The sequence below is a fragment of the Pseudomonas sp. W2Aug9 genome, from assembly GCF_023127755.1.
Taxonomy (GTDB): Bacteria; Pseudomonadota; Gammaproteobacteria; order Pseudomonadales; family Pseudomonadaceae; genus Aquipseudomonas; species Aquipseudomonas synxantha_A.
On sequence record NZ_SPKL01000020.1, the window covers coordinates 270,488 to 289,280 of the forward strand.

The following is an 18,793-nucleotide window of genomic DNA, read 5'->3' on the forward strand; positions in this document are numbered from 1 at the left end:
CGTCTTTCAGGTCAACACTTACGCGCCCCTTGCCGAAAAGATTTAGCGTTCCCACTCCTCCTGACCTGCGTCAGTCGGACTGCGAGACGCTTTCTCTTTGCTGATGGAGGTGCATCATGTTTCGACCACTGACCCGCGTATTGGGCAATACCAGCGTCACCCTCAAGCTTATCCTTGGCTTCGGCCTGGTGCTGGCACTGTGCATTGCTGTCGCCCTGACGGGATGGCAGGCACTGAACGACTCGCTCTTTCGTGCACAAACCTTGACCACTCTTTCTCGATTGGCCGTGGCCGGTGAAGAGCTACGCGCCGAACGGATTGTGTACCGCACCCTCAATGAACCGACGAACTTCGACAAGATCGGCCGGCACATGGAAAAAATCGACGGTTACCTGGTCGAGTTGGCGGATCGCCTGAAAATCCAGGCACATCTGCAGCAAGTCCAAGACTCCAGTCGCCTCAGCGCGCGCTTCAAGACCGCACTGGGCGGGCTACCCACCTTGATGCAACAACGTGAGCAAGCGCAGAAGGGGCTCACCAGCAGTTCTGTGGCGGCCAGCGACACCCTTGGACAATTTTCCAGTGACTTGCCCGACCAGAACGATGAGAAAGCCTTGGATAGCGTGGAAAACCTGCGCCTGGCCTTGGAAAAAGCCGAAGACCGCGCCAAGGCACCGGCATGGGCCGCAGACACACTGCAGATTTACACCCAAGGCGTGGACGACGCGCTCAAGGCCCTCGACGGTGCTCAGTCTGCCGTGACGGCTTTACCGGTCGACAGCACCGCTCTGAACAGCGCCCTGCTCGACTATCGCGCCCAACTCAACCGCGTCAAGGACGCGCAGGTCACTGTTGAAAACACCCAGAATCAACTGGAGCAGTGGCTGGACCAGTTACTCTCGCAAAGCGACCGCCTGAGCGAGGAACAGACCCTGCAACGCGACAAAGAAGCAGACTTGGCTCGCCTGATGTTGCTCTACGTGACAGGCGCAGCGCTGCTGCTCGGGGCCCTCGCTGCCTGGCTGATCGCCGGCCAGATCGTGCGGCCGTTGCGCCAGGCGCTGCTGACAGCCAACCGCATCGCCGAGGGCGACCTGAGCCACGATATCACTACCTCGCGGCGCGACGAACTGGGCCAATTGCAACGCAGCATCGGCCAGATGACGCTCAACCTGCGCGCCCTGATCGGCGGTATCAACGACAGCGCCCGCCAGATCGCAAGCGCCGCCGAGCAACTGTCCGCCGTCACCGAGCAAACCCGCGCCGGGGTCAATGGCCAGAAACTGGAAACCGAGCAAGTCGCCACCGCCATGAACGAAATGCTCGCTACCTCCCAAGAGGTCGCTCGTCATGCAGAGCAAGCCTCGATTGCCGCCACTGAGGCTGATCAACAAGCAGGTGTGGGCGACCAGGTGGTGGCCGAAGCAATTACCCATATCGAACATCTGGCCGAGCAGATGAACCGCTCGAGCCTGGCGATGCAAGGCTTGCAACAGGAAAGCCAGAAGATCGGCAGCGTGCTGGAGGTGATCAAATCGGTGTCCGAGCAAACCAACCTGCTGGCCCTTAACGCCGCTATCGAAGCGGCACGCGCGGGTGAAGCCGGTCGCGGTTTCGCTGTAGTGGCCGACGAAGTACGCACCCTGGCCCAGCGCACCCAGCAATCAGCCGAGGAAATCGAGATGTTGATCGAGGGTTTGCAGCGTGGCACGCAACACACCGCCGATATCCTGGACAACAGTCTCAGCCTGACCGACAACAGCGTGGAGCTGACGCGCCGCGCAGGCGCAGCCCTTGCCAACATCACCCGTACGGTATCGGTGATTCAGGAGATGAACCCACAGATTGCCGCAGCAGCCGAGGAGCAAAGCGCGGTGGCCGAAGAGATCAACCGCAGCGTACTGAAGGTCAAGGATGCGTCGGAACAAACCTCGACCGCCAGTGAGCAGACGGCGGCGGCCAGCATCGAGCTGGCGCGCCTGGGCACAGACCTGGCGCGCTCGGTAGGCCGGTTCAAGGTCTGAGCAGTTACAACACCTGGCGCAGGAAGGCTTGAGCCCGCGGGTCCTGGGGGGCTGCAAAGAAGGCTGCGGGCGCGGCATCTTCGAGCAGTTTGCCATGGTCGAAGAACAGCACCCGGTCCGCCACTTCGCGAGCAAAGCCCATCTCGTGGGTCACGCAGACCATGGTCATGCCTTCCAGGGCCAGGGTCTTCATGACGTCGAGGACTTCGCCAACCATTTCCGGGTCGAGCGCCGAGGTGGGCTCGTCAAACAGCATCACCTTGGGCTCCATGGCCAGCGCTCGGGCAATCGCGACCCGCTGCTGTTGGCCGCCAGACAGGCGCGATGGAAACTCATGGGCCTTCTGCGCGATACCCACCTTTTCCAACAGAGCCAGGGCCTTGGCCTCGCGCTCTTGCTTGCCGCGCTTGCGCACGACCTTTTGCGCCAGGCACAGGTTTTCCAGCACGGTCATGTGGGGGAACAGGTTGAAATGCTGAAACACCATGCCGACTTCACGGCGATAGGCGTTCACATCGGTTTTAGGATCGGCCAATTGCAGGCCATCAATGCTCACCGAGCCCGAGTCGAACTCCTCCAACCCATTGAGGCAGCGCAGGAAGGTGGACTTGCCGGAACCGGACGGGCCAATGACCACCAGCACTTCGCCCTTGGCCACCTGGGTGGTGACGTGATCAACCGCGCGTACCACATGCCCACGGGTGTCGAAGACTTTTACCAGATCGCGCACTTCAATCACTTTGGGCGAGCCTCCGCTCAAGCCGGCTGGCCATTTTCGACAGCGGCAGGTTGATCAGCAGGTACAGGCCTGCCACACAGAACAGGATCTCGAATGGCGAAAACGAGGTGGTGATCACTTCGCGGCCACTCTTGAGCAATTCGGTAATCGCGATCACCGACACCAGGGACGTGTCCTTGACCAGGCTGATAAATTGCCCGGCCAGGGGTGGCAGCACGCGCTTGAAGGCTTGCGGTAACACCACATGGCGCATCGACTGGCTGGCGCTCAAGCCCAAGGAACGCGCCGCTTCATCCTGGCCACGAGTGATGGACTGCACGCCGGCGCGGACGATTTCGGCCACGTAGGCGCCGGTGAACAACGACAGCGCGGCGATCCCGGCAAACTCCCGGGAGAGGTTGAGCACCGTGCCGATGAAGAAATAGAAAATGAAAATCTGCACCAGCAGCGGCGTACCGCGCACCAGTTCGACGTAGATCGTCGACAAATCCCGCAGGGTCGGGTTTTTGGAGAGCCGGCACAAACCGGTCGCCAAACCTATCGCCAAGCCCAGGATGCCGGACACCACCGACAGCCACAGCGTGGTCCACAAGCCCCACATCAGCGGCCCCAACGCCCACTGGCGGGTCACGCCGACCACATCGCCCTCAGCCACATCATCACCGCGCGCCACTTGCAGGCTGTTGTCGGCAACCGTGAGCTTTTGCTCGGCCCCCGCGTCGTTGCGCAGGGTGACTTCGGCCACATCGCCTTTGCGCACCAACTCGACCACGGTGGAAATATCCGCGGCGCGCTGGGAGGTTTCGGCTTGATAGGCGAAGTATTGCGGCACGCGGTTCCAGCGCCACTCGTAGGACATCAACGAGGTGGCGTAGTACAAGGCGCCAGCCAGGCCGACCAGCACGACCACCGTCAGCAGGTGCCAGGGCCATTGGGCTTTTTTCTGTTTCATTTCACTTTCCGGATATGTGTTGCCTGATAGGCCGCCATCGAGGGCAAGCCCCCTCCCACATTTGATGTGTAAATACAGTCAAATGTGGGAGCTGGCTTGTCTGCGATGCAGGCAACTCGGTGTCAGGCCTTATTCCATGTCCTTGAGCCACTCGGAGCTCTTGAACCACTTGTCATGGATACGATCGTAGGTGCCGTCGTTACGGATCTGGTGCAGGAAGTTATTGATGAAGTTGATGCTGTCGTAATCGCCTTTCTTCAAACCGAACGCCAGGGGTTCAAAGGTGAAGGGTTCTTCCAGGAACACCAGCTTGCCGTTGCCGACTTTCTTCTCGGCTACTACGTTATACGGTGCGTCATAGACGAAGGCGTCAGCCTTGCCGTTGACCACATCCAGCACGCCTTCCTGCTCGTTGTCGTAGCCGTGGTACTTGGCCTTGGAAATCAGCTTTTTGGCGACCATCTCACCGGTGGTGCCGAGCTTGGAGGTCAGACGGTATTTCTCATCGTTCAGGTCTTTGTAGGACTTGATGGTGCCTTCCAGGTCCTTGCGGATCAGCAGGGTCTGGCCGACCACGATGAAGGGTTCGCTGAAGTTCAGGCGCAGGTTGCGCTCCTGGGTCAGGGTCATGCCGCTGCCGATCATGTCGAACTTGCCGGTCAGGAAGGCCGGGATGATGCCGTCATAACCGGTGGACATCAGCTCCAGCTTGACCCCCATGGACTTGGCCATGGCCTTGAGGATGTCGACTTCGAAGCCGATGATTTCACCGCGCTTGTCAGTCATTTCGAACGGCATGTAGGTCGGGTCCATGCCGACTTTCAACGTGCCGCGCTTGACCGCATCGTCGATGGCACCGGCCTGGGCCGCAGTGGCAGCGACCATCGCGGTGACGCCGAGCATCAGCATCGAAAGATACTTTTTCATCTTCAAGACCCCTGAACGATTCTTATAAGGTCGGCGCACAAAAGGGCTGCGCCATTTCGGGATGCGATCCTAACCCACTCGTTGTCCGTCACAAAGGTTTCAGCGGTAAATGTTATCGGCGTATGTCGTAAAAGTCCTACGGCGGTGCAGTCAAGCGCAGGGGTAGACGCGTCTACGCAGCCCCTCGACAATTGATTGATGTGTAAGTAGTTATGACGATCACTCAATCTCTGCCATCCAGGCCGTGTCCCTGAACCACTTGTCATGCAAGTGATCGTAGGAGCCATCCTGAGCGATCTGGTTGAGAAAGTGATTGATCCAGTTGAGGCTGTCGTAATCACCCTTTTTCAAACCAAACGCCAGTGGCTCAAAGGTGAAGGGTTGTTCCAGCGTCAACAAGGCGCTGTTCTGCGGCCGGCTCATCGCGATCAGGTTGTAGGGCGCATCATGGATAAACGCATCGAACTTGCCTTCCACGACCTGCCGCACACCGTCTTCCGGGGTCGTCACCGTGCTCAGTTGAGCAGCCCCCAGAAAACGCTGGGCTGCTGCCTCTCCGGTCGTGCCCTGGATAGTCACCACCCGGTAGCTGGCGTCGTCCAGCTCTTCGATGCTGGAAACGATGCCGGCCAGGCGGGGGTGCAGCAGCACGGTCTGACCCACCACAATGAAAGAGTCGCTGAAGTTGAGCTTCAGGTTGCGCTCTTGGGTGACGGTCATGCCACTGCCAATCAGGTCGAATTTCTTCGCCATCAACCCCGGTACCAAATCCGTATACGGCACCGCAATCAGCTCAAGTTCCACGCCCAGTGCACGGCTCATGGCGCGGAGCAAGTCAATTTCAAAACCGACGATACGCCCCTGCTTATCGAGCATCTCGAAGGGCACGTAATTGGGCGTGGTCCCCACCTTCAACACGCCGCGACGAACAGCATCGTCCAGGGCGCCCGCACTCAGCAGACCCGCGTAAGCCCATAGGAAAACGCTAACCAGCAATACCGAACAATACCTTTTGATCATGAATGCCCCCGTAGCGAGTCAAATTTTGGGGGGCGATGCTAACCCAGCGACAGGCACGACAATACGCCTCGATCAAAGGTCTTTTGTTTCGAAATAACAAGGAGTTAGGGATAAAAGGAAGAGACTGTAAACGCTGTAGGACCAGCGTCTGCAGCGCCCCCGAGGCGAGCCCTCGGGGGCGTCTGAATCAGGCCGGTTGGGCCTGCGGCGACTGCGGTTGCAGAGGCAGCAATGGCGCGTGCGGATCTGCCTTGATCGAAGCACGCCAGGCACCGAGCCACTCGGCATGACCTTCGTTCCAGACCTGCTCATGCAGGCGAGCCAGGGCTACCGGGTCGCTGAGCAGGGCCAGGCGTTCGCTGTTGTTGAGGCCGGCAGGGCCGACTTTCAACGCATGGCGAACGCGCTCCATGCGCAGGTACTCGATCGGCTCGGCCTCACGGTGACGCGAGGTCGCCAAGGCACAGGCCAGGGCGTTCTGCTGCGGGTCGACCACCGAACGCACGAAACCGTCATTGAGGGCGTGCCAACGGTTTTCGTGGGTGTACTTCTCGGTCGACAGCAGCGCTTGCGGCGGATTGTATTCCTCGGGGATCAGGAACAGGCTCTCGTCACGGGACTTGAGGCCCAGCTTGACCCGGCTGGAAATCACCGACACCGGAATCGACAGCATCAGCGAGCCGACAATCGGCACCAGCCACCACAGGAAACTTGGGTTCAACCACACCACCAACAGCGCCCACAGGAAGCCGAGGATAGTTTGCGGGCCGTGACGCTTGACCGCTTCACTCCAAGGCGTGGAGTCGTCGTCACGCTGCGGCGAGTTCCAGGTGGCAGCCCAACCGAGGAAAGCGGCGAGGACGAAACGGGTGTGGAAAATCATCCGCACCGGCGCCAGCAGCATGGAGAACAGCATCTCCAGCAGCATCGACAAGGTCACCTTGAACTTGCCGCCGAACTCCTTGGCACCCTTGGCCCAGATCAGGATGATGCTGAGCAGCTTGGGCAGGAACAACAGCACGATGGTGGTGGAGAACAGCGCCACCGCCTTGTCCGGGTGCCATTGTGGCCATAGTGGGTACAACTGGCGCGGCGCCATGAAGTACTGCGGCTCCATCAGGGTGTTCACCGCCAGCAACGCCGTGGACAACACCAGGAAGAAGAACCACAACGGCGCCGACAGGTAGGACATCACGCCGGTCAGGAACACCGCACGGTGCACCGGGTGCATGCCTTTAACCAGGAACAGGCGGAAGTTCATCAGGTTACCGTGGCACCAGCGACGGTCACGCTTGAGTTCGTCCAGCAGGTTCGGCGGCAGTTCTTCGTAACTGCCCGGCAAGTCGTAGGCAATCCACACGCCCCAGCCGGCACGGCGCATCAGCGCGGCTTCAACGAAGTCGTGGGAAAGGATTGCACCGGCGAATGCGCCCTTACCTGGCAACGGCGCCAGGGCGCAGTGCTCGATAAACGGCTTCATGCGGATAATGGCGTTGTGACCCCAGTAGTGGGATTCACCCAACTGCCAGAAGTGCAGGCCGGCGGTAAACAATGGGCCGTATACGCGGGTAGCGAACTGCTGCATACGCGCATACAGGGTGTCCATGCCCGACGCCCGCGGCGCGGTCTGGATAATCCCCGCATCCGGCGTGGCTTCCATCAGGCGTACCAGGCTGGTCAGGCATTCGCCGCTCATCACTGAGTCCGCGTCGAGAACGACCATGTATTTGTAGTCGCCACCCCAGCGACGGCAGAAGTCGTCGAGGTTGCCGCTCTTGCGCTTTACACGACGGCGGCGGCGGCGATAGAAGATCTTGCCAAAGCCGCCAGCTTCGCGGCACACGTCGAGCCAGGCTTGCTGTTCGGCGATGCAGATGTCGGCGTCGTTACTGTCGCTGAGCACAAAGAAATCGAAGCGATCCAGGTCACCGGTGGCGGCTACCGATTCGAACGTGGCACGCAAACCTGCGAATACCCGCGGCACGTCTTCGTTGCAGATCGGCATTACCAGTGCGGTGCGCGCATCCTTCGGAATTGGCTCGTTACCGGCACTTTTACCGGAGATGCGGTATTTATCGTGACCGGTCAGCAGCTCCAGGAAGCCCATGAGTGCGGTCCAGAAACCGGCCGAGACCCAGCAGAACAGAATCCCGAACATGATCAGGATGCTGGTTTGCAGCGCGTAAGGCATTACCTGAGTGGCGGTTTGCAGCAGGGTCTGGTTGCGGATTTCATCGAAGTCGACCAGCGACCAGCCCTGGTACGGCATGATGCCTTTCATGTACCAGCCGGCGACAATGGTCTGGCCCAGCATCAACACCAGCAGGATATAGCGACGGATCGAGCCCACGGTACGCCAGCGGGCAGCGGGCAGTACGCGCTCATCCTTGGGTGGCTTGGGCGGATTGGTGCGACCCGTCATCCGGCGCCAGCCGCGCACCAGGATGTTGGTGCGCCAGGGCTCGGGCACCACTTTGGTCCGGCGGATCGGCGGCGTGGCTTTAAGACACACGCGACCGCTGGCGTCGAGCGCCAGCATCTCGGCGTCTTGCAGCTCTTCGGCGCTGTTGAGGGTCAAGCGACGGCCGACCGAAGCCTGGGCGGCCTCAGTCGGTGCGTCGAAAGTCGACGACGACAAGCGTTCGTGCAATTCGCTGAACGAGTTGCAGCCCGCCAGCTCGGCGCGCTGCTCAGCGGTCAACGGGAGGTGCGCCAGATACTCGCTCAGAGTCTCTGGCCGGACATTTGAATTACTCATCGGCAGGCAACTGATAGCTCCAGGTTTCGGTCAGGACTTGTTCGGTCTTGGCCGGCTCCGGTGTGGCTGGGGCAGCTTCTGGCTGCGGGTCTTGCTTGTCTTTTGCGTCTTTCTTGGCCTGTTTCTCGTGCTGCTTGGCCAGGACTTTGTCAGCCTTCAACACGTGATTGGAAACCGGCTCAGGCGCTGGTTGCACCACATCCTGCACCAGTGCCGCACGCATTTCGGTTGGTTTGCCTGCGTCCTTGATCTTCATACGCAGGGTCAGGCGCCAGCCTTTGGTGTGTTCGTTGTAGCGCACACTGTTTTCAACCAGTTCGGCGTTGTCGCCCACGCTCACCTGGCTGCGCACCGGGGCGTCCGGCAACAGTTTCTTCAAGGCCGGGCCTTCGAAGTCCACCAGGTAGGCCACGCTGCCATCGGGCTGACGGATCAGGTTGGATTGCTTCACGTCACCGGTAGAACGCAGGGTCTGCTTGACCCAGGCGCTGTCCGGCGAATGGAATGCAGCATCGTCCAGGGTCCAGTGCAGACGGTAGGCGATGTCCAGCGGCTTGCCGACTTCCGGCAGTTCGGCCGGGCTCCAGAACGCCACGATGTTGTCGTTGGTTTCATCGGCAGTCGGGATCTCTACCAGGTCAACGGAGCCTTTGCCCCAATCGCCTTCAGGTTCGATCCAGGCGCTTGGGCGCTTGTCGTAGTTGTCGTCCAGGTCTTCGTAGTGGCTGAAGTTGCGGCCACGTTGCAGCAGGCCGAAGCCACGCGGGTTCTCGACGCTGAAGTTGCTGACCGACAGGTGTTTAGGGTTGTTCAACGGGCGCCAGATCCACTCGCCATTGCCGGCGTGGATCGACAGGCCGCTGGAATCGTGGAGCTCGCGACGGTAGTTAAGCACCTTGGAAGGCTGGTTGGCGCCGAACAGGAACATCGAGGTCAACGGGGCAACCCCCAGCTTGCTGACCTTGTCGCGCAGGAACATCTGGGATTTCACATCGACCACGGTGTCAGTGCCGGGGCGCAGGATCAGGCGATAGGCACCGGTAGCGCGCGGCGAGTCCAGCAGGGCGAAGATCACCAGGTGCTTGTCGCCCGGCTTTGGTCGCTCGATCCAGAACTCGGTGAACCGTGGGAACTCTTCACCGGACGGCAGCGCGGTATCGATAGCCATGCCACGGGCAGACAGGCCATACACCTGGTCCTTGCCGACGACGCGGAAATAGCTCGCGCCGAGCATGGTCATGATTTCGTCTTGCTTGTCGGCCTTGTTGATCGGGAAAAGCACACGGAAACCGGCATAGCCCAGCTGTTCGGTGGCTTTGGGATCAAATTTCACGTCACCGAAATCGAAGCGAGTCGGGTCGTACTTGATTTCATGCACGCTGTCGGCGGTGACTTCATTGATTTTCACCGGCGTATCGAAATGCATACCCTGGTGATAGAAGGACAGCTTGAACGGGGTGTTCTGATCGGCCCACTCGGCTTTTTCGTTGCGGAAACGAATCTTCTGGTAGTCAGCGAATTTCATTTCGCGGAATTCGTTCGGCAGATTGCTGCGCGGAGCTTCGTATTTCTGCCCGGCCAGCTCTTTTGCCTTGGCCGACACATCATCCAGACTGAATGCCCACAGTTGACCCGCGCCGAACAGGCAAAACAGGGCAGAGCCCGTTACCAGTGCGTTTCGTAACCGTTTGGCAGACAATTTTGGTGCATTACAGGGACTAACAATCACGAGCAACCCTCGCCGAAAACAGATCAAAAAACCAACGGCCAGCTATCTATATGCCAGGTTGGCGAGCAATGTTCCGACTCCCCCAAGGCAAAATGATTCCCCAAAGGCTATCGGACAAGGCTCTACCTAAGTCAAAAATGGACCAAACAACGCTGATCCCCGTAGCGCGCGATTATCTAGTAGCCCGCGAGACAACGCATCAGGGACAGCGAAGTATTTGTAGCGAAAACCTGCGTTTTTAGGCATTAAAGTCGTTTTTCATACATTCATGTCTGTAAGAGAAAGGTCACAGGGCCATCATTGACCAAATGCACCTGCATATCAGCGCCAAAACGCCCTGATGCCACCTTGCCATGCAATTGTTGCGCTTGTAACAACAAGTGCTCAAAAAGCGCCGCTCCCAAAGCCGGAGGGGCAGCGGTGGAGAAGCTTGGCCGCAGCCCGCTCTTCGTGTCCGCCGCCAGGGTGAACTGCGACACCAGCAGCAACCCGCCGCCGATATCCTTGAGCGAGAGGTTCATCTTGCCCTCGGCGTCACTGAACACCCGGTAGTTAAGCAGCTTGTGCAGCAGTTTGTCGGCGCTCTCGGGCGTATCTGTAGGTTCGACGGCGACCAGCACCAGCAAACCTTGGTCAATCGCCCCCACGACCTCACCGGCTACTTCGACGCGGGCGCCACGCACCCGCTGCAACAGGCCCTTCATGCTTCTTCAGGCGGCAGATCAAGCAGGCGCCGTGCCATCTCGCCGGTGGCGCGCACCAGCGCGTCGGTGATGCCCGGCTCAGACGCGGCATGGCCAGCCTCGCGAATCACCTGCAACTCACTGTTGGGCCAGGCCTGATGCAGCTCCCAGGCGTTATCCAGCGGGCAGATCATGTCGTAGCGACCATGGATGATGATGCCCGGCAGATGGGCGATCTTGTGCATATCGCGAATCAGCTGGTTGGGCTCCAGGAAGGAGTTGTTGGTGAAGTAATGGCACTCGATACGCGCAATGGACAGCGCGCGTTGCGGTTCGGAAAAACGCTCCACATGCTGCGGGCTCGGGCACAGGCCGAGCATGCGCCCTTCCCAACCCGACCAGGCTTTGGCCGCATGCATCTGGGCGATCTGGTCGTTGCCGGTGAGGCGCTTGTGGTAGGCGGCAATCATGTCGTGGCGTTCTTCCACCGGGATTGGCGCCAGGTAGTCCTGCCAGTAGTCCGGGAAAAGACGGCTCGCGCCCTCTTGGTAGAACCAGTGAATATCCTGCGGGCGGGCCAGGAAGATGCCGCGCACAATCAGGCCAAGCACACGCTCTGGATGGGTTTGTGCGTAGGCCAGGGCCAGGGTTGAACCCCAGGAGCCGCCGAACAGCACCCATTTGTCGATGCCTAGGTGCTCGCGGATGCGCTCAAGGTCGGCGACCAGATCCCAGGTGGTGTTGTTCTCAAGGTTGGCGCGGGGGGTGGAGCGCCCGCAGCCACGCTGGTCGAAGGTGACGATGTGGTAGAGGTTCGGATCGAAATAGCAGCGGCTCTGGGCGTCGCAACCGGCACCTGGCCCCCCGTGGATGAACACGACGGGCAAGCCCTCGGGAGAGCCACTTTCATCGACATACAGCGTGTGGGTGTCATCGACTGCCAGATCATGCCGGGCGTAGGGTTTGATCTGCGGGTACCAAGTCTGCATTGCGCGCTCCGTAGGGTGTCGGGTTCATCCCTGGGGGGACGTCTATTATTTTGCCGTCTCGCATCATAAACCCGAATTGTGCAATGAGCATGTCATTGAGCGCTTAGACCTGTGTCAGCCCTTCGCTGCTCAGGTAATGCAGCACGTTATCGTCGAGTTGCTGCAATTGCGTCACTGCCCTTTCCTACAAATCAGCGAGCAAGACATCTCACTACTGCGGAAAACTCTTAATTGCGACTGGATTCGACATCGCCAAGCTCAGAGCTCGCCAACTTTGAATAGAGAATCCCATGTCGATCAGCAGACTTCCCCCGCAAGGAAGTGCCACATATCAACAAGTTGAACAGTTCAGGCGTCGTGATGATCGTGGCGGGCACATCGAAATCAACGGCCTGAAGTCCAAGACCGCAGAGGAAGCCACTGCGCGACTGATAAGCCCGAATCCGATCTGGAAGGATAAGAACGGCGATGGCGTCATCACCATCACCTATTCATTTACCCCCGGCTCCGATAAACCTGAAGGGCAACATGACAGTTACCAAGGCGTGACTGATGTGTCCGAAGCAAACAAAGCCAAAACCCGCGAGGCACTCAAGCTCTGGGAAGATGTGACAAACGTGAAATTTGTAGAAGGGCCGAGAAATGAACAAAGCGAAGGTCATATCAACTTCGGCAACTTCAAAACCAGACTGAATGACAAAGGTCAGTACACCCCTTTCAACCCCCACGCCTTGCCGCCGACGAAAGACAGGCTAACGGCGCATGTCTGGACCACAGAAAAAGAAAGTGCAGGCCCGAGCGGTATGACGACTCTGATCCATGAAGTCGGCCACACGCTTGGCTTGAAGCATCCAGGAGGCAACTACGGAACAAAATATGAACAGCAAAAACTCGGTTATGTGGAAGATTCCCGTTCCCACACCATTATGAGCAAATACCAGCATGGCTCGGTTGCGAAGTCCCCCCTACAGGATGACATCACCGCCATACAGACCCGGTACGGTGTGAACCACAATACTCGCAAAGAGGACACCGTCTACGGCTTCAACTCCAACGCCAACCGAAACTTCCTCAAGCTCAAGTCCGACAAGGATGAGCTCAGAGGTACCCTTTGGGATAGCGGCGGCAACGACACACTGGATTTATCCGGCTATCAGAAAAACCAAAAGATCAACCTGACGCCTGGCACCTTCACCAATGCCAATGGCCGCGATCGAAACCTCTCTATTGCCCGGGGCGTCATCATCGAAAACGCGATTGGTGGCAAAGGCAATGACCTGATAATCGGTAACGACGCCGACAACATACTCAAGGGTGGTGATGGCGACGACATTATTGATGGTGGCAGAGGCGCGGATAAACTGTGGGGCGGAAAAGGTGCCGACACCTATGTTTATGGTAGTTGGACTGAATCGAACAGCGTGGATGGAACCGACGAAATCATGGATTTTGAAAGCGGCAAGGACAAGGTCGATGTGTCGGGCATACGCAGTAAAATCGGAGACGCCCCGTTGCGATTTGTCGATGGCAAATCGGCGCAGATGCAAAAAGGCGACGCCTCCATATCCTACGACCCACACAAGAACATCAGCACACTGCGGGTCTTCGATGGCCAAGGTCAGCCACTGGAGGTGAAGGTGCACGGCGACCTGAAACAAAGCGATATTGTCCAGTGACGGTCAAACGCGCGTGCAACTCTTAGCAACACCGCCCGCCTCCTCAGCGCTGCTGTCGATTCCTGGCCGAGCCACCGATCACAGCAGTCATCCACAGGCCGGCAACGATCAGCAGGCGCGACTGGCTTGCGGTGGCGATTTCAGCCGTACTGCTTTTTCCCCCAGGCCAAACAACCTTGCAACAACTGCTTCAATACCTCCCGCGTCGGCTCAGCCAAATCCGCCCGATACCGAAACGGCTCAACCTCTTCCATATAAGTGCATTGCCCCAACTCCAACTGCACCGCATGAATATCCTGCGCGGGGTTGCCGTAGTGACGGGTGATATGCCCGCCCTTGAAGCGCCCGTTCAACACATGGCTGTACCGCGGATGCCCGGCGCAGATGGCCTCCAGTTGGCTGGCCAACTCGGGATCACAGGCAGCGCCGTTGAAGGTGCCGAGGTTGAAGTCCGGCAGCTTGCCGTCGAACAGGTGCGGGATCACCGAGCGGATCGAGTGCGCATCGAACAGCAACGCGTAGCCGAATTCGGCCTTGAGCCGTGCCAGTTCCTCCTGCAGCGTGCGGTGATATGGGCCCCAAATTTTCTGCAAGTAACTGGCGCGCTCGGTCTCGTTCGGCTCCAGCCCCTCGCGGAACAAGGGCACACCATCGAACAGCGTCTCCGGGTACAGGCCAGTGGTAGCGCCGGCATAGAGCGGCTTGTTGTCGGAAGGCCGGTTCAAGTCGATGACAAACCGCGAGTACTCCGCCGCCAGGGTGCTGGCGCCCAGTTCTTCGGCAAAGTCATACAGCAGCGGAATATGCCAGTCGGTGTCCGGCAGGCTTTGCGCTTGGGGGATCAACCCGGCCTCGACCGCAGGCGTCAGGCGCACGCCGGCGTGGGGCATGCTGATCAGCAGCGGTACGCGGCCTTGTTTGAATGTCAGAACCTTATCCACCACACCACTCCTTACACAGTGACGTCGGCGCCGTGGCGCACAACGCGTTTATCCAGCTCGCCGCCCAGCCAGTAGGCCAGGTCAGCGGGGCGATCAATCTGCCAGGCGACAAAGTCAGCGACCTTGCCCGCTTCCAGGGAGCCATGGGTGTCGCCCATGCCCAACGCGGTGGCGGCGTGTTGCGTGGCACCGGCCAAGGCTTCTTCGGGAGTCATGCGGAACAGGGTGCAGGCCATGTTCAGCATCAGACGCACCGACAACGCAGGGGAAGTGCCGGGGTTGAGGTCGCTGGCGATGGCGATCTTCACGCCGTGCTTGCGCAGGGCCTCCATGGGCGGCAACTGGGTTTCGCGCAGGAAGTAAAAAGCGCCCGGCAGCAACACGGCGACCGTGCCGGCAGCGGCCATGGCGATGGCATCTTCTTCAGTCATGAACTCAAGATGGTCGGCCGACAACGCGTGATAGCGCGCCGCCAGGCTGGAACCGTGCAGCGATGAGAGTTGCTCGGCGTGCAGCTTTACCGGCAAGCCAAGCTGGTGGGCAACCTTGAACACGCGCTCGACCTGTTCGGGGGAAAACGCCAGGTATTCACAGAAGGCATCCACCGCATCCACCAGGCCCTCTGCGGCCAGCGCCGGCAGCATCTCATTGCAGATGTGCTCAATGTAGTCATCGGCGCGGTCCTTGTACTCCGGCGGCAGCGCGTGAGCGGCCAGGCACGTGGCGCGCACGCTGACCGGCAGCGCTTCACCCAGGCGCCGGGCCACGCGCAGCATCTTGCGCTCGTTGGGCAGATCCAGGCCGTAGCCGGACTTGATCTCCACGGTAGTCACGCCGTCACGCAAAAGGCTGCGCAGACGTTTTTCAGCGCTCAGGAACAATTGATCTTCCGTGGCTGCACGCGTGGCACGCACGGTACTGGCAATCCCGCCGCCCTTGGCCGCGATCTCGGCGTAGCTGACGCCTTCGAGGCGCTGCTCGAATTCGCCGCTGCGATTGCCACCAAACACGGTATGGGTGTGGCAGTCGATCAGCCCGGGGGTGACCCACGCGCCTTGCAGGTCATGCACCTGGGCGTAATCGGCCGTAGGTGCCTGGCTGCGCGGGCCGATCCACTCGATCAGCGAGCCCGCTGTCACCATGGCGGCATCCTCGATAATCGAGTATTTGCCTTGGGCCATGGTTGCGACGTGGCAGTGTTGCCAAAGGGTTTTCATCAACGCCTCCCTAAGTTATCGATGAGACAAAGCCTGTTCGTAATGGACCTTGGCCGCTTGCCCGGCAGCGGGCTTGACCCACAGCAGGTACGCGACGATCAGCAGCACGATCCACACAGCGCCGACCATCAAGGCCGCCTGGGTGTCCGGGAAGTAACCGAGCACACCAAACACAAACAGCATGAACACAATGGCCGCTGCCGGCGCATAGGGCCAGAACGGCACCGGGAATTTCAGTTCGGCGACCTGCTCCCTGGTCATCGAGCGACGCATGGCGACCTGGGTAAACAGGATCATCAGCCAGACCCACACGGTGGCAAAGGTGGCGATCGAAGCGATCAGCAGGAAGACGTTTTCCGGGATCAGGTAGTTGAGCACCACGCCGCCGAGCAACGCGGCGCCCATCACCACCACGGTCATCCACGGCACGCCTTGTTTGGACAACTGCGCAAAGCCCTTGGGCGCCTGACCTTGCTGGGCCAGGCCGTACATCATGCGACCGGCGCCGAAGATGTCGCTGTTGATGGCCGAGACCGCCGCCGAGATCACCACGATATTGAGAATGGTCGCCGCCGAGCCTATCCCCAGGTTACTGAAGATCTGCACGAACGGGCTGCCCTGGCTGCCAATTTGCGGCCACGGGTAGATCGCCATCAGCACGAACAGGGTCAGCACGTAGAACAACAGGATACGCAGCGGTACCGCGTTGATCGCCTTGGGGATCACTCGCTGCGGGTCCTTGGCTTCACCGGCAGTGATGCCGATGATTTCGATACCGCCGAACGCAAACATCACCACCGCAAACGAGGCGATCAAGCCACCAATGCCGTTGGGCATGAAGCCGCCGTGCGCCCACAGGTTGCTCAGGCCGCTAGCCTGGGTTTCACCCGCCGAGTGAATGCCGAACAGCATGATGCCGAAACCGCCGAGGATCATCGCCACGATGGCGCCGACCTTGAGCAACGACAGCCAGAACTCCATTTCGCCAAAGACCTTGACGTTGCACAGGTTCAGGCCGCCGATCAAAAACACAATGCCCAGCACCCAGACCCAACGGGCTACCTCGGGAAACCAGAAGCCCATGTAGATGCCGAACGCGGTGACGTCGGCCAGGCAGACGATGATCATTTCAAAGGCGTAGGTCCAGCCGAGGATAAACCCCGCCATGGGCCCCAGGTAGGTGCTGGCGTAGTGGCCGAACGAGCCGGACACCGGGTTGTGCACGGCCATTTCACCGAGGGCGCGCATCACCATGAACACGGCGGCGCCGCCGATGAGGTAAGCCAGCAGCACGGCGGGGCCGGCCATCTGGATAGCGGAGGCAGAACCATAGAACAGCCCGGTGCCGATCGCGGAACCGAGTGCCATGAAGCGAATATGTCGGGCGTTGAGCCCGCGTTTCAAACCTTTTTCTGGCTGGTGCATTTCTCTTCCCTATTATTCTTATCCCGAGAAAATCTGAATCTGGCGAAAATCAATGTGGGAGCTGGCTTGCCTGCGATGGCGGACTTCCAGCCAGCCCATCTGGCGCAGACACACCGCTATCGCAGGCAAGCCAGCTCCCACATTGGGTACCGGTGAGCTTAAAGGCTCGGCAGCAACTTGGCCGGTACCAGCTCATTCAGGCAGCGGGTGGCGAGCAGTTCGCTGGCGGCGTTGATGTCTGGGGCGAAGAAGCGATCCTTGTCATAGAACGCCACCTTATCGCGCAGGATGCCGCGGGCTTTTTCAAGTTTCGGCGAGGTCTTCAGGCCGTCGCGCAAATCCAGGCCCTGGCACGCTGCCAGCCATTCCACCGCGAGGATGCCACGGGTGTTCTCGGCCATTTCCCACAGGCGCTTGCCCGCAGCCGGGGCCATGGACACGTGGTCTTCCTGGTTCGCCGAGGTCGGCAGGCTGTCGACGCTATGGGGATGGGCCAGTGCCTTGTTCTCGCTGGCAAGCGCAGCGGCAGTGACCTGGGCGATCATGAAACCGGAGTTCACCCCACCATTGCCTACCAGGAACGGCGGCAGTTGCGACATGTGCTTGTCCATCATCAGCGAGATGCGCCGCTCGCTCAGGGAGCCTATTTCGGCAATCGCCAGGGCCATGTTATCGGCGGCCATGGCCACCGGTTCGGCGTGGAAGTTGCCACCGGAAATCACATCGCCTTCGGCGGCAAATACCAGTGGGTTATCCGACACCGCGTTGGCTTCCACCACCAGCACTTCGGCAGCCTGGCGGAACTGGGTCAGGCACGCACCCATGACCTGTGGCTGGCAACGCAGGGAGTAAGGGTCTTGCACCTTGTCGCAGTTCTGGTGCGACTGCGAGACCTGGCTGCTTTCGCCCAGCAGGTCACGATAGGCCGCAGCCGCATCGATCTGCCCACGCTGGCCACGTGCCGCATGAATACGCGCATCGAACGGCGAGCGCGAACCCAGTACGGCTTCTACGGTGAGGCCGCCGCAGGCAAGGGCACCGGCGAACAGGTCTTCGCCTTCGAACAGGCCGCGCAACGCATAAGCGGTGGACACCTGAGTGCCGTTGAGCAGCGCCAGGCCCTCTTTGGCCGCGAGGGTCAGCGGCGTGAGGCCAGCCACTTTCAGCGCTGCGGTCGCGTCCAGCCATTCGCCTTTGTAGCGCGCCTTGCCTTCGCCGAGCAGCACCAGGGACATATGCGCCAATGGCGCCAGGTCACCGGATGCACCGACCGAACCCTTGAGCGGAATGTGCGGGTACACCTGGGCGTTGATCAGCGCGATCAGCGCGTCGATCACCTGGCGGCGGATCCCGGAGAAACCACGGCTCAGGCTGTTGACCTTGAGCACCATGACCAGCCGCACCAGCGCATCGCTGATCGGCTCACCGACGCCGGCAGCATGAGACAGCACCAGTGAACGCTGGAGGTTTTCCAGGTCTTCACTGGCGATACGGGTCGAGGCCAACAGGCCAAAACCGGTGTTGATGCCATAGGCGGTGCGGTTCTCGGCGAGGATCTGCTCCACGCAGGCAACGCTGGCTTCGATCTGGGCCGAGGCGCTGTCATCCAGGCTGAGGGTTACCGGCTGCTGGTAGATGGCACGCAGTTGGGCGAGGCTCAGTTGGCCTGGAATCAGGTTTAGCGCAGTCACATTCGTTCTCCTTGTGAATTAT

The 18,793-nt window shown here is 59.9% G+C and carries 14 protein-coding genes; 2 read left to right on the top strand and 12 right to left on the bottom strand.

Translation table 11 applies throughout. The features are described 5' to 3' along the window. Positions 1-116 precede the first annotated feature (116 nt). Complete coding sequence (locus tag E3O56_RS14870; RefSeq protein ID WP_248128477.1) at positions 117-2,024, top strand: methyl-accepting chemotaxis protein; 1,908 nt, start codon at positions 117-119, stop codon at positions 2,022-2,024. A gap of 4 nt (positions 2,025-2,028) precedes the next feature. Here E3O56_RS14870 and E3O56_RS14875 read toward each other — a convergent pair whose 3' ends face one another. The 8 genes from E3O56_RS14875 to pip form a co-directional block, all read right to left on the bottom strand. Continuing rightward, complete coding sequence (locus E3O56_RS14875; protein ID WP_032878328.1) at positions 2,029-2,763, bottom strand: amino acid ABC transporter ATP-binding protein; 735 nt, start codon at positions 2,761-2,763, stop codon at positions 2,029-2,031. Further along, positions 2,756-3,715: an amino acid ABC transporter permease gene (locus E3O56_RS14880; protein WP_005783980.1), complete on the bottom strand. Its 960-nt coding sequence runs from the start codon at positions 3,713-3,715 to the stop codon at positions 2,756-2,758. The genes E3O56_RS14875 and E3O56_RS14880 overlap by 8 nt, the downstream gene beginning before the upstream one ends. A gap of 129 nt (positions 3,716-3,844) precedes the next feature. Then, positions 3,845-4,642, bottom strand: a complete 798-nt coding sequence (locus E3O56_RS14885) for a transporter substrate-binding domain-containing protein (RefSeq protein ID WP_248128478.1) — start codon at positions 4,640-4,642, stop codon at positions 3,845-3,847. A 219-nt stretch (positions 4,643-4,861) separates the two neighbouring features. Continuing rightward, a complete protein-coding gene (locus E3O56_RS14890) occupies positions 4,862-5,662 on the bottom strand; it encodes a transporter substrate-binding domain-containing protein (RefSeq protein ID WP_032878330.1) in 801 nt (266 codons plus the stop codon). Between the two features lie 187 nt (positions 5,663-5,849). Beyond that, positions 5,850-8,420 (bottom strand): glucans biosynthesis glucosyltransferase MdoH, encoded by a 2,571-nt coding sequence (mdoH, locus tag E3O56_RS14895; protein ID WP_005783974.1) that lies wholly within the window; start codon positions 8,418-8,420, stop codon positions 5,850-5,852. After that, positions 8,413-10,149: a glucan biosynthesis protein G gene (locus E3O56_RS14900; RefSeq protein ID WP_032881138.1), complete on the bottom strand. Its 1,737-nt coding sequence runs from the start codon at positions 10,147-10,149 to the stop codon at positions 8,413-8,415. The genes mdoH and E3O56_RS14900 overlap by 8 nt, the downstream gene beginning before the upstream one ends. 266 nt (positions 10,150-10,415) lie before the next feature. Further along, positions 10,416-10,853 (bottom strand): D-aminoacyl-tRNA deacylase, encoded by a 438-nt coding sequence (gene dtd / locus E3O56_RS14905; RefSeq protein WP_005783971.1) that lies wholly within the window; start codon positions 10,851-10,853, stop codon positions 10,416-10,418. Beyond that, positions 10,850-11,821, bottom strand: a complete 972-nt coding sequence (pip, locus tag E3O56_RS14910) for a prolyl aminopeptidase (RefSeq protein ID WP_005783969.1) — start codon at positions 11,819-11,821, stop codon at positions 10,850-10,852. Before pip ends, dtd begins: the two co-directional genes overlap by 4 nt. A gap of 290 nt (positions 11,822-12,111) precedes the next feature. Between pip and E3O56_RS14915 the strand changes: the two genes are divergently transcribed. After that, positions 12,112-13,497: a M10 family metallopeptidase C-terminal domain-containing protein gene (locus E3O56_RS14915; RefSeq protein ID WP_158254342.1), complete on the top strand. Its 1,386-nt coding sequence runs from the start codon at positions 12,112-12,114 to the stop codon at positions 13,495-13,497. A 140-nt stretch (positions 13,498-13,637) separates the two neighbouring features. On the opposite strand, the gene hutG is transcribed toward E3O56_RS14915, so the two are convergent. The 4 genes from hutG to hutH all read right to left on the bottom strand — a co-directional run bounded on the left by hutG (position 13,638) and on the right by hutH (position 18,771). Next, a complete protein-coding gene (gene hutG / locus E3O56_RS14920) occupies positions 13,638-14,438 on the bottom strand; it encodes an N-formylglutamate deformylase (RefSeq protein WP_103733949.1) in 801 nt (266 codons plus the stop codon). Between the two features lie 11 nt (positions 14,439-14,449). Then, positions 14,450-15,655 (bottom strand): imidazolonepropionase, encoded by a 1,206-nt coding sequence (hutI, locus tag E3O56_RS14925; protein WP_032878334.1) that lies wholly within the window; start codon positions 15,653-15,655, stop codon positions 14,450-14,452. A 15-nt stretch (positions 15,656-15,670) separates the two neighbouring features. Further along, the gene (locus E3O56_RS14930; protein WP_032878336.1) at positions 15,671-17,080 is read right to left on the bottom strand and encodes an amino acid permease; all 1,410 of its coding nucleotides are present in this window, start codon (positions 17,078-17,080) and stop codon (positions 15,671-15,673) included. Between the two features lie 158 nt (positions 17,081-17,238). Next, entirely contained in the window at positions 17,239-18,771 is a 1,533-nt protein-coding gene (gene hutH / locus E3O56_RS14935; protein WP_005783960.1) for a histidine ammonia-lyase, read from the bottom strand. Positions 18,772-18,793: the final 22 nt, after the last annotated feature.

What these genes read in the sequence shown, in the direction of transcription:
- E3O56_RS14870 (WP_248128477.1), top strand. Translation starts at nt 117, where the DNA reads ATGTTTCGACCACTGACCCGCGTATTGGGCAATACCAGCGTCACCCTC.
- E3O56_RS14880 (WP_005783980.1), bottom strand. Translation starts at nt 3,715, where the DNA reads ATGAAACAGAAAAAAGCCCAATGGCCCTGGCACCTGCTGACGGTGGTC.
- E3O56_RS14885 (WP_248128478.1), bottom strand. Translation starts at nt 4,642, where the DNA reads ATGAAAAAGTATCTTTCGATGCTGATGCTCGGCGTCACCGCGATGGTC.
- E3O56_RS14890 (WP_032878330.1), bottom strand. Translation starts at nt 5,662, where the DNA reads ATGATCAAAAGGTATTGTTCGGTATTGCTGGTTAGCGTTTTCCTATGG.
- mdoH (WP_005783974.1), bottom strand. Translation starts at nt 8,420, where the DNA reads ATGAGTAATTCAAATGTCCGGCCAGAGACTCTGAGCGAGTATCTGGCG.
- dtd (WP_005783971.1), bottom strand. Translation starts at nt 10,853, where the DNA reads ATGAAGGGCCTGTTGCAGCGGGTGCGTGGCGCCCGCGTCGAAGTAGCC.
- pip (WP_005783969.1), bottom strand. Translation starts at nt 11,821, where the DNA reads ATGCAGACTTGGTACCCGCAGATCAAACCCTACGCCCGGCATGATCTG.
- E3O56_RS14915 (WP_158254342.1), top strand. Translation starts at nt 12,112, where the DNA reads ATGTCGATCAGCAGACTTCCCCCGCAAGGAAGTGCCACATATCAACAA.
- hutI (WP_032878334.1), bottom strand. Translation starts at nt 15,655, where the DNA reads ATGAAAACCCTTTGGCAACACTGCCACGTCGCAACCATGGCCCAAGGC.
- E3O56_RS14930 (WP_032878336.1), bottom strand. Translation starts at nt 17,080, where the DNA reads ATGCACCAGCCAGAAAAAGGTTTGAAACGCGGGCTCAACGCCCGACAT.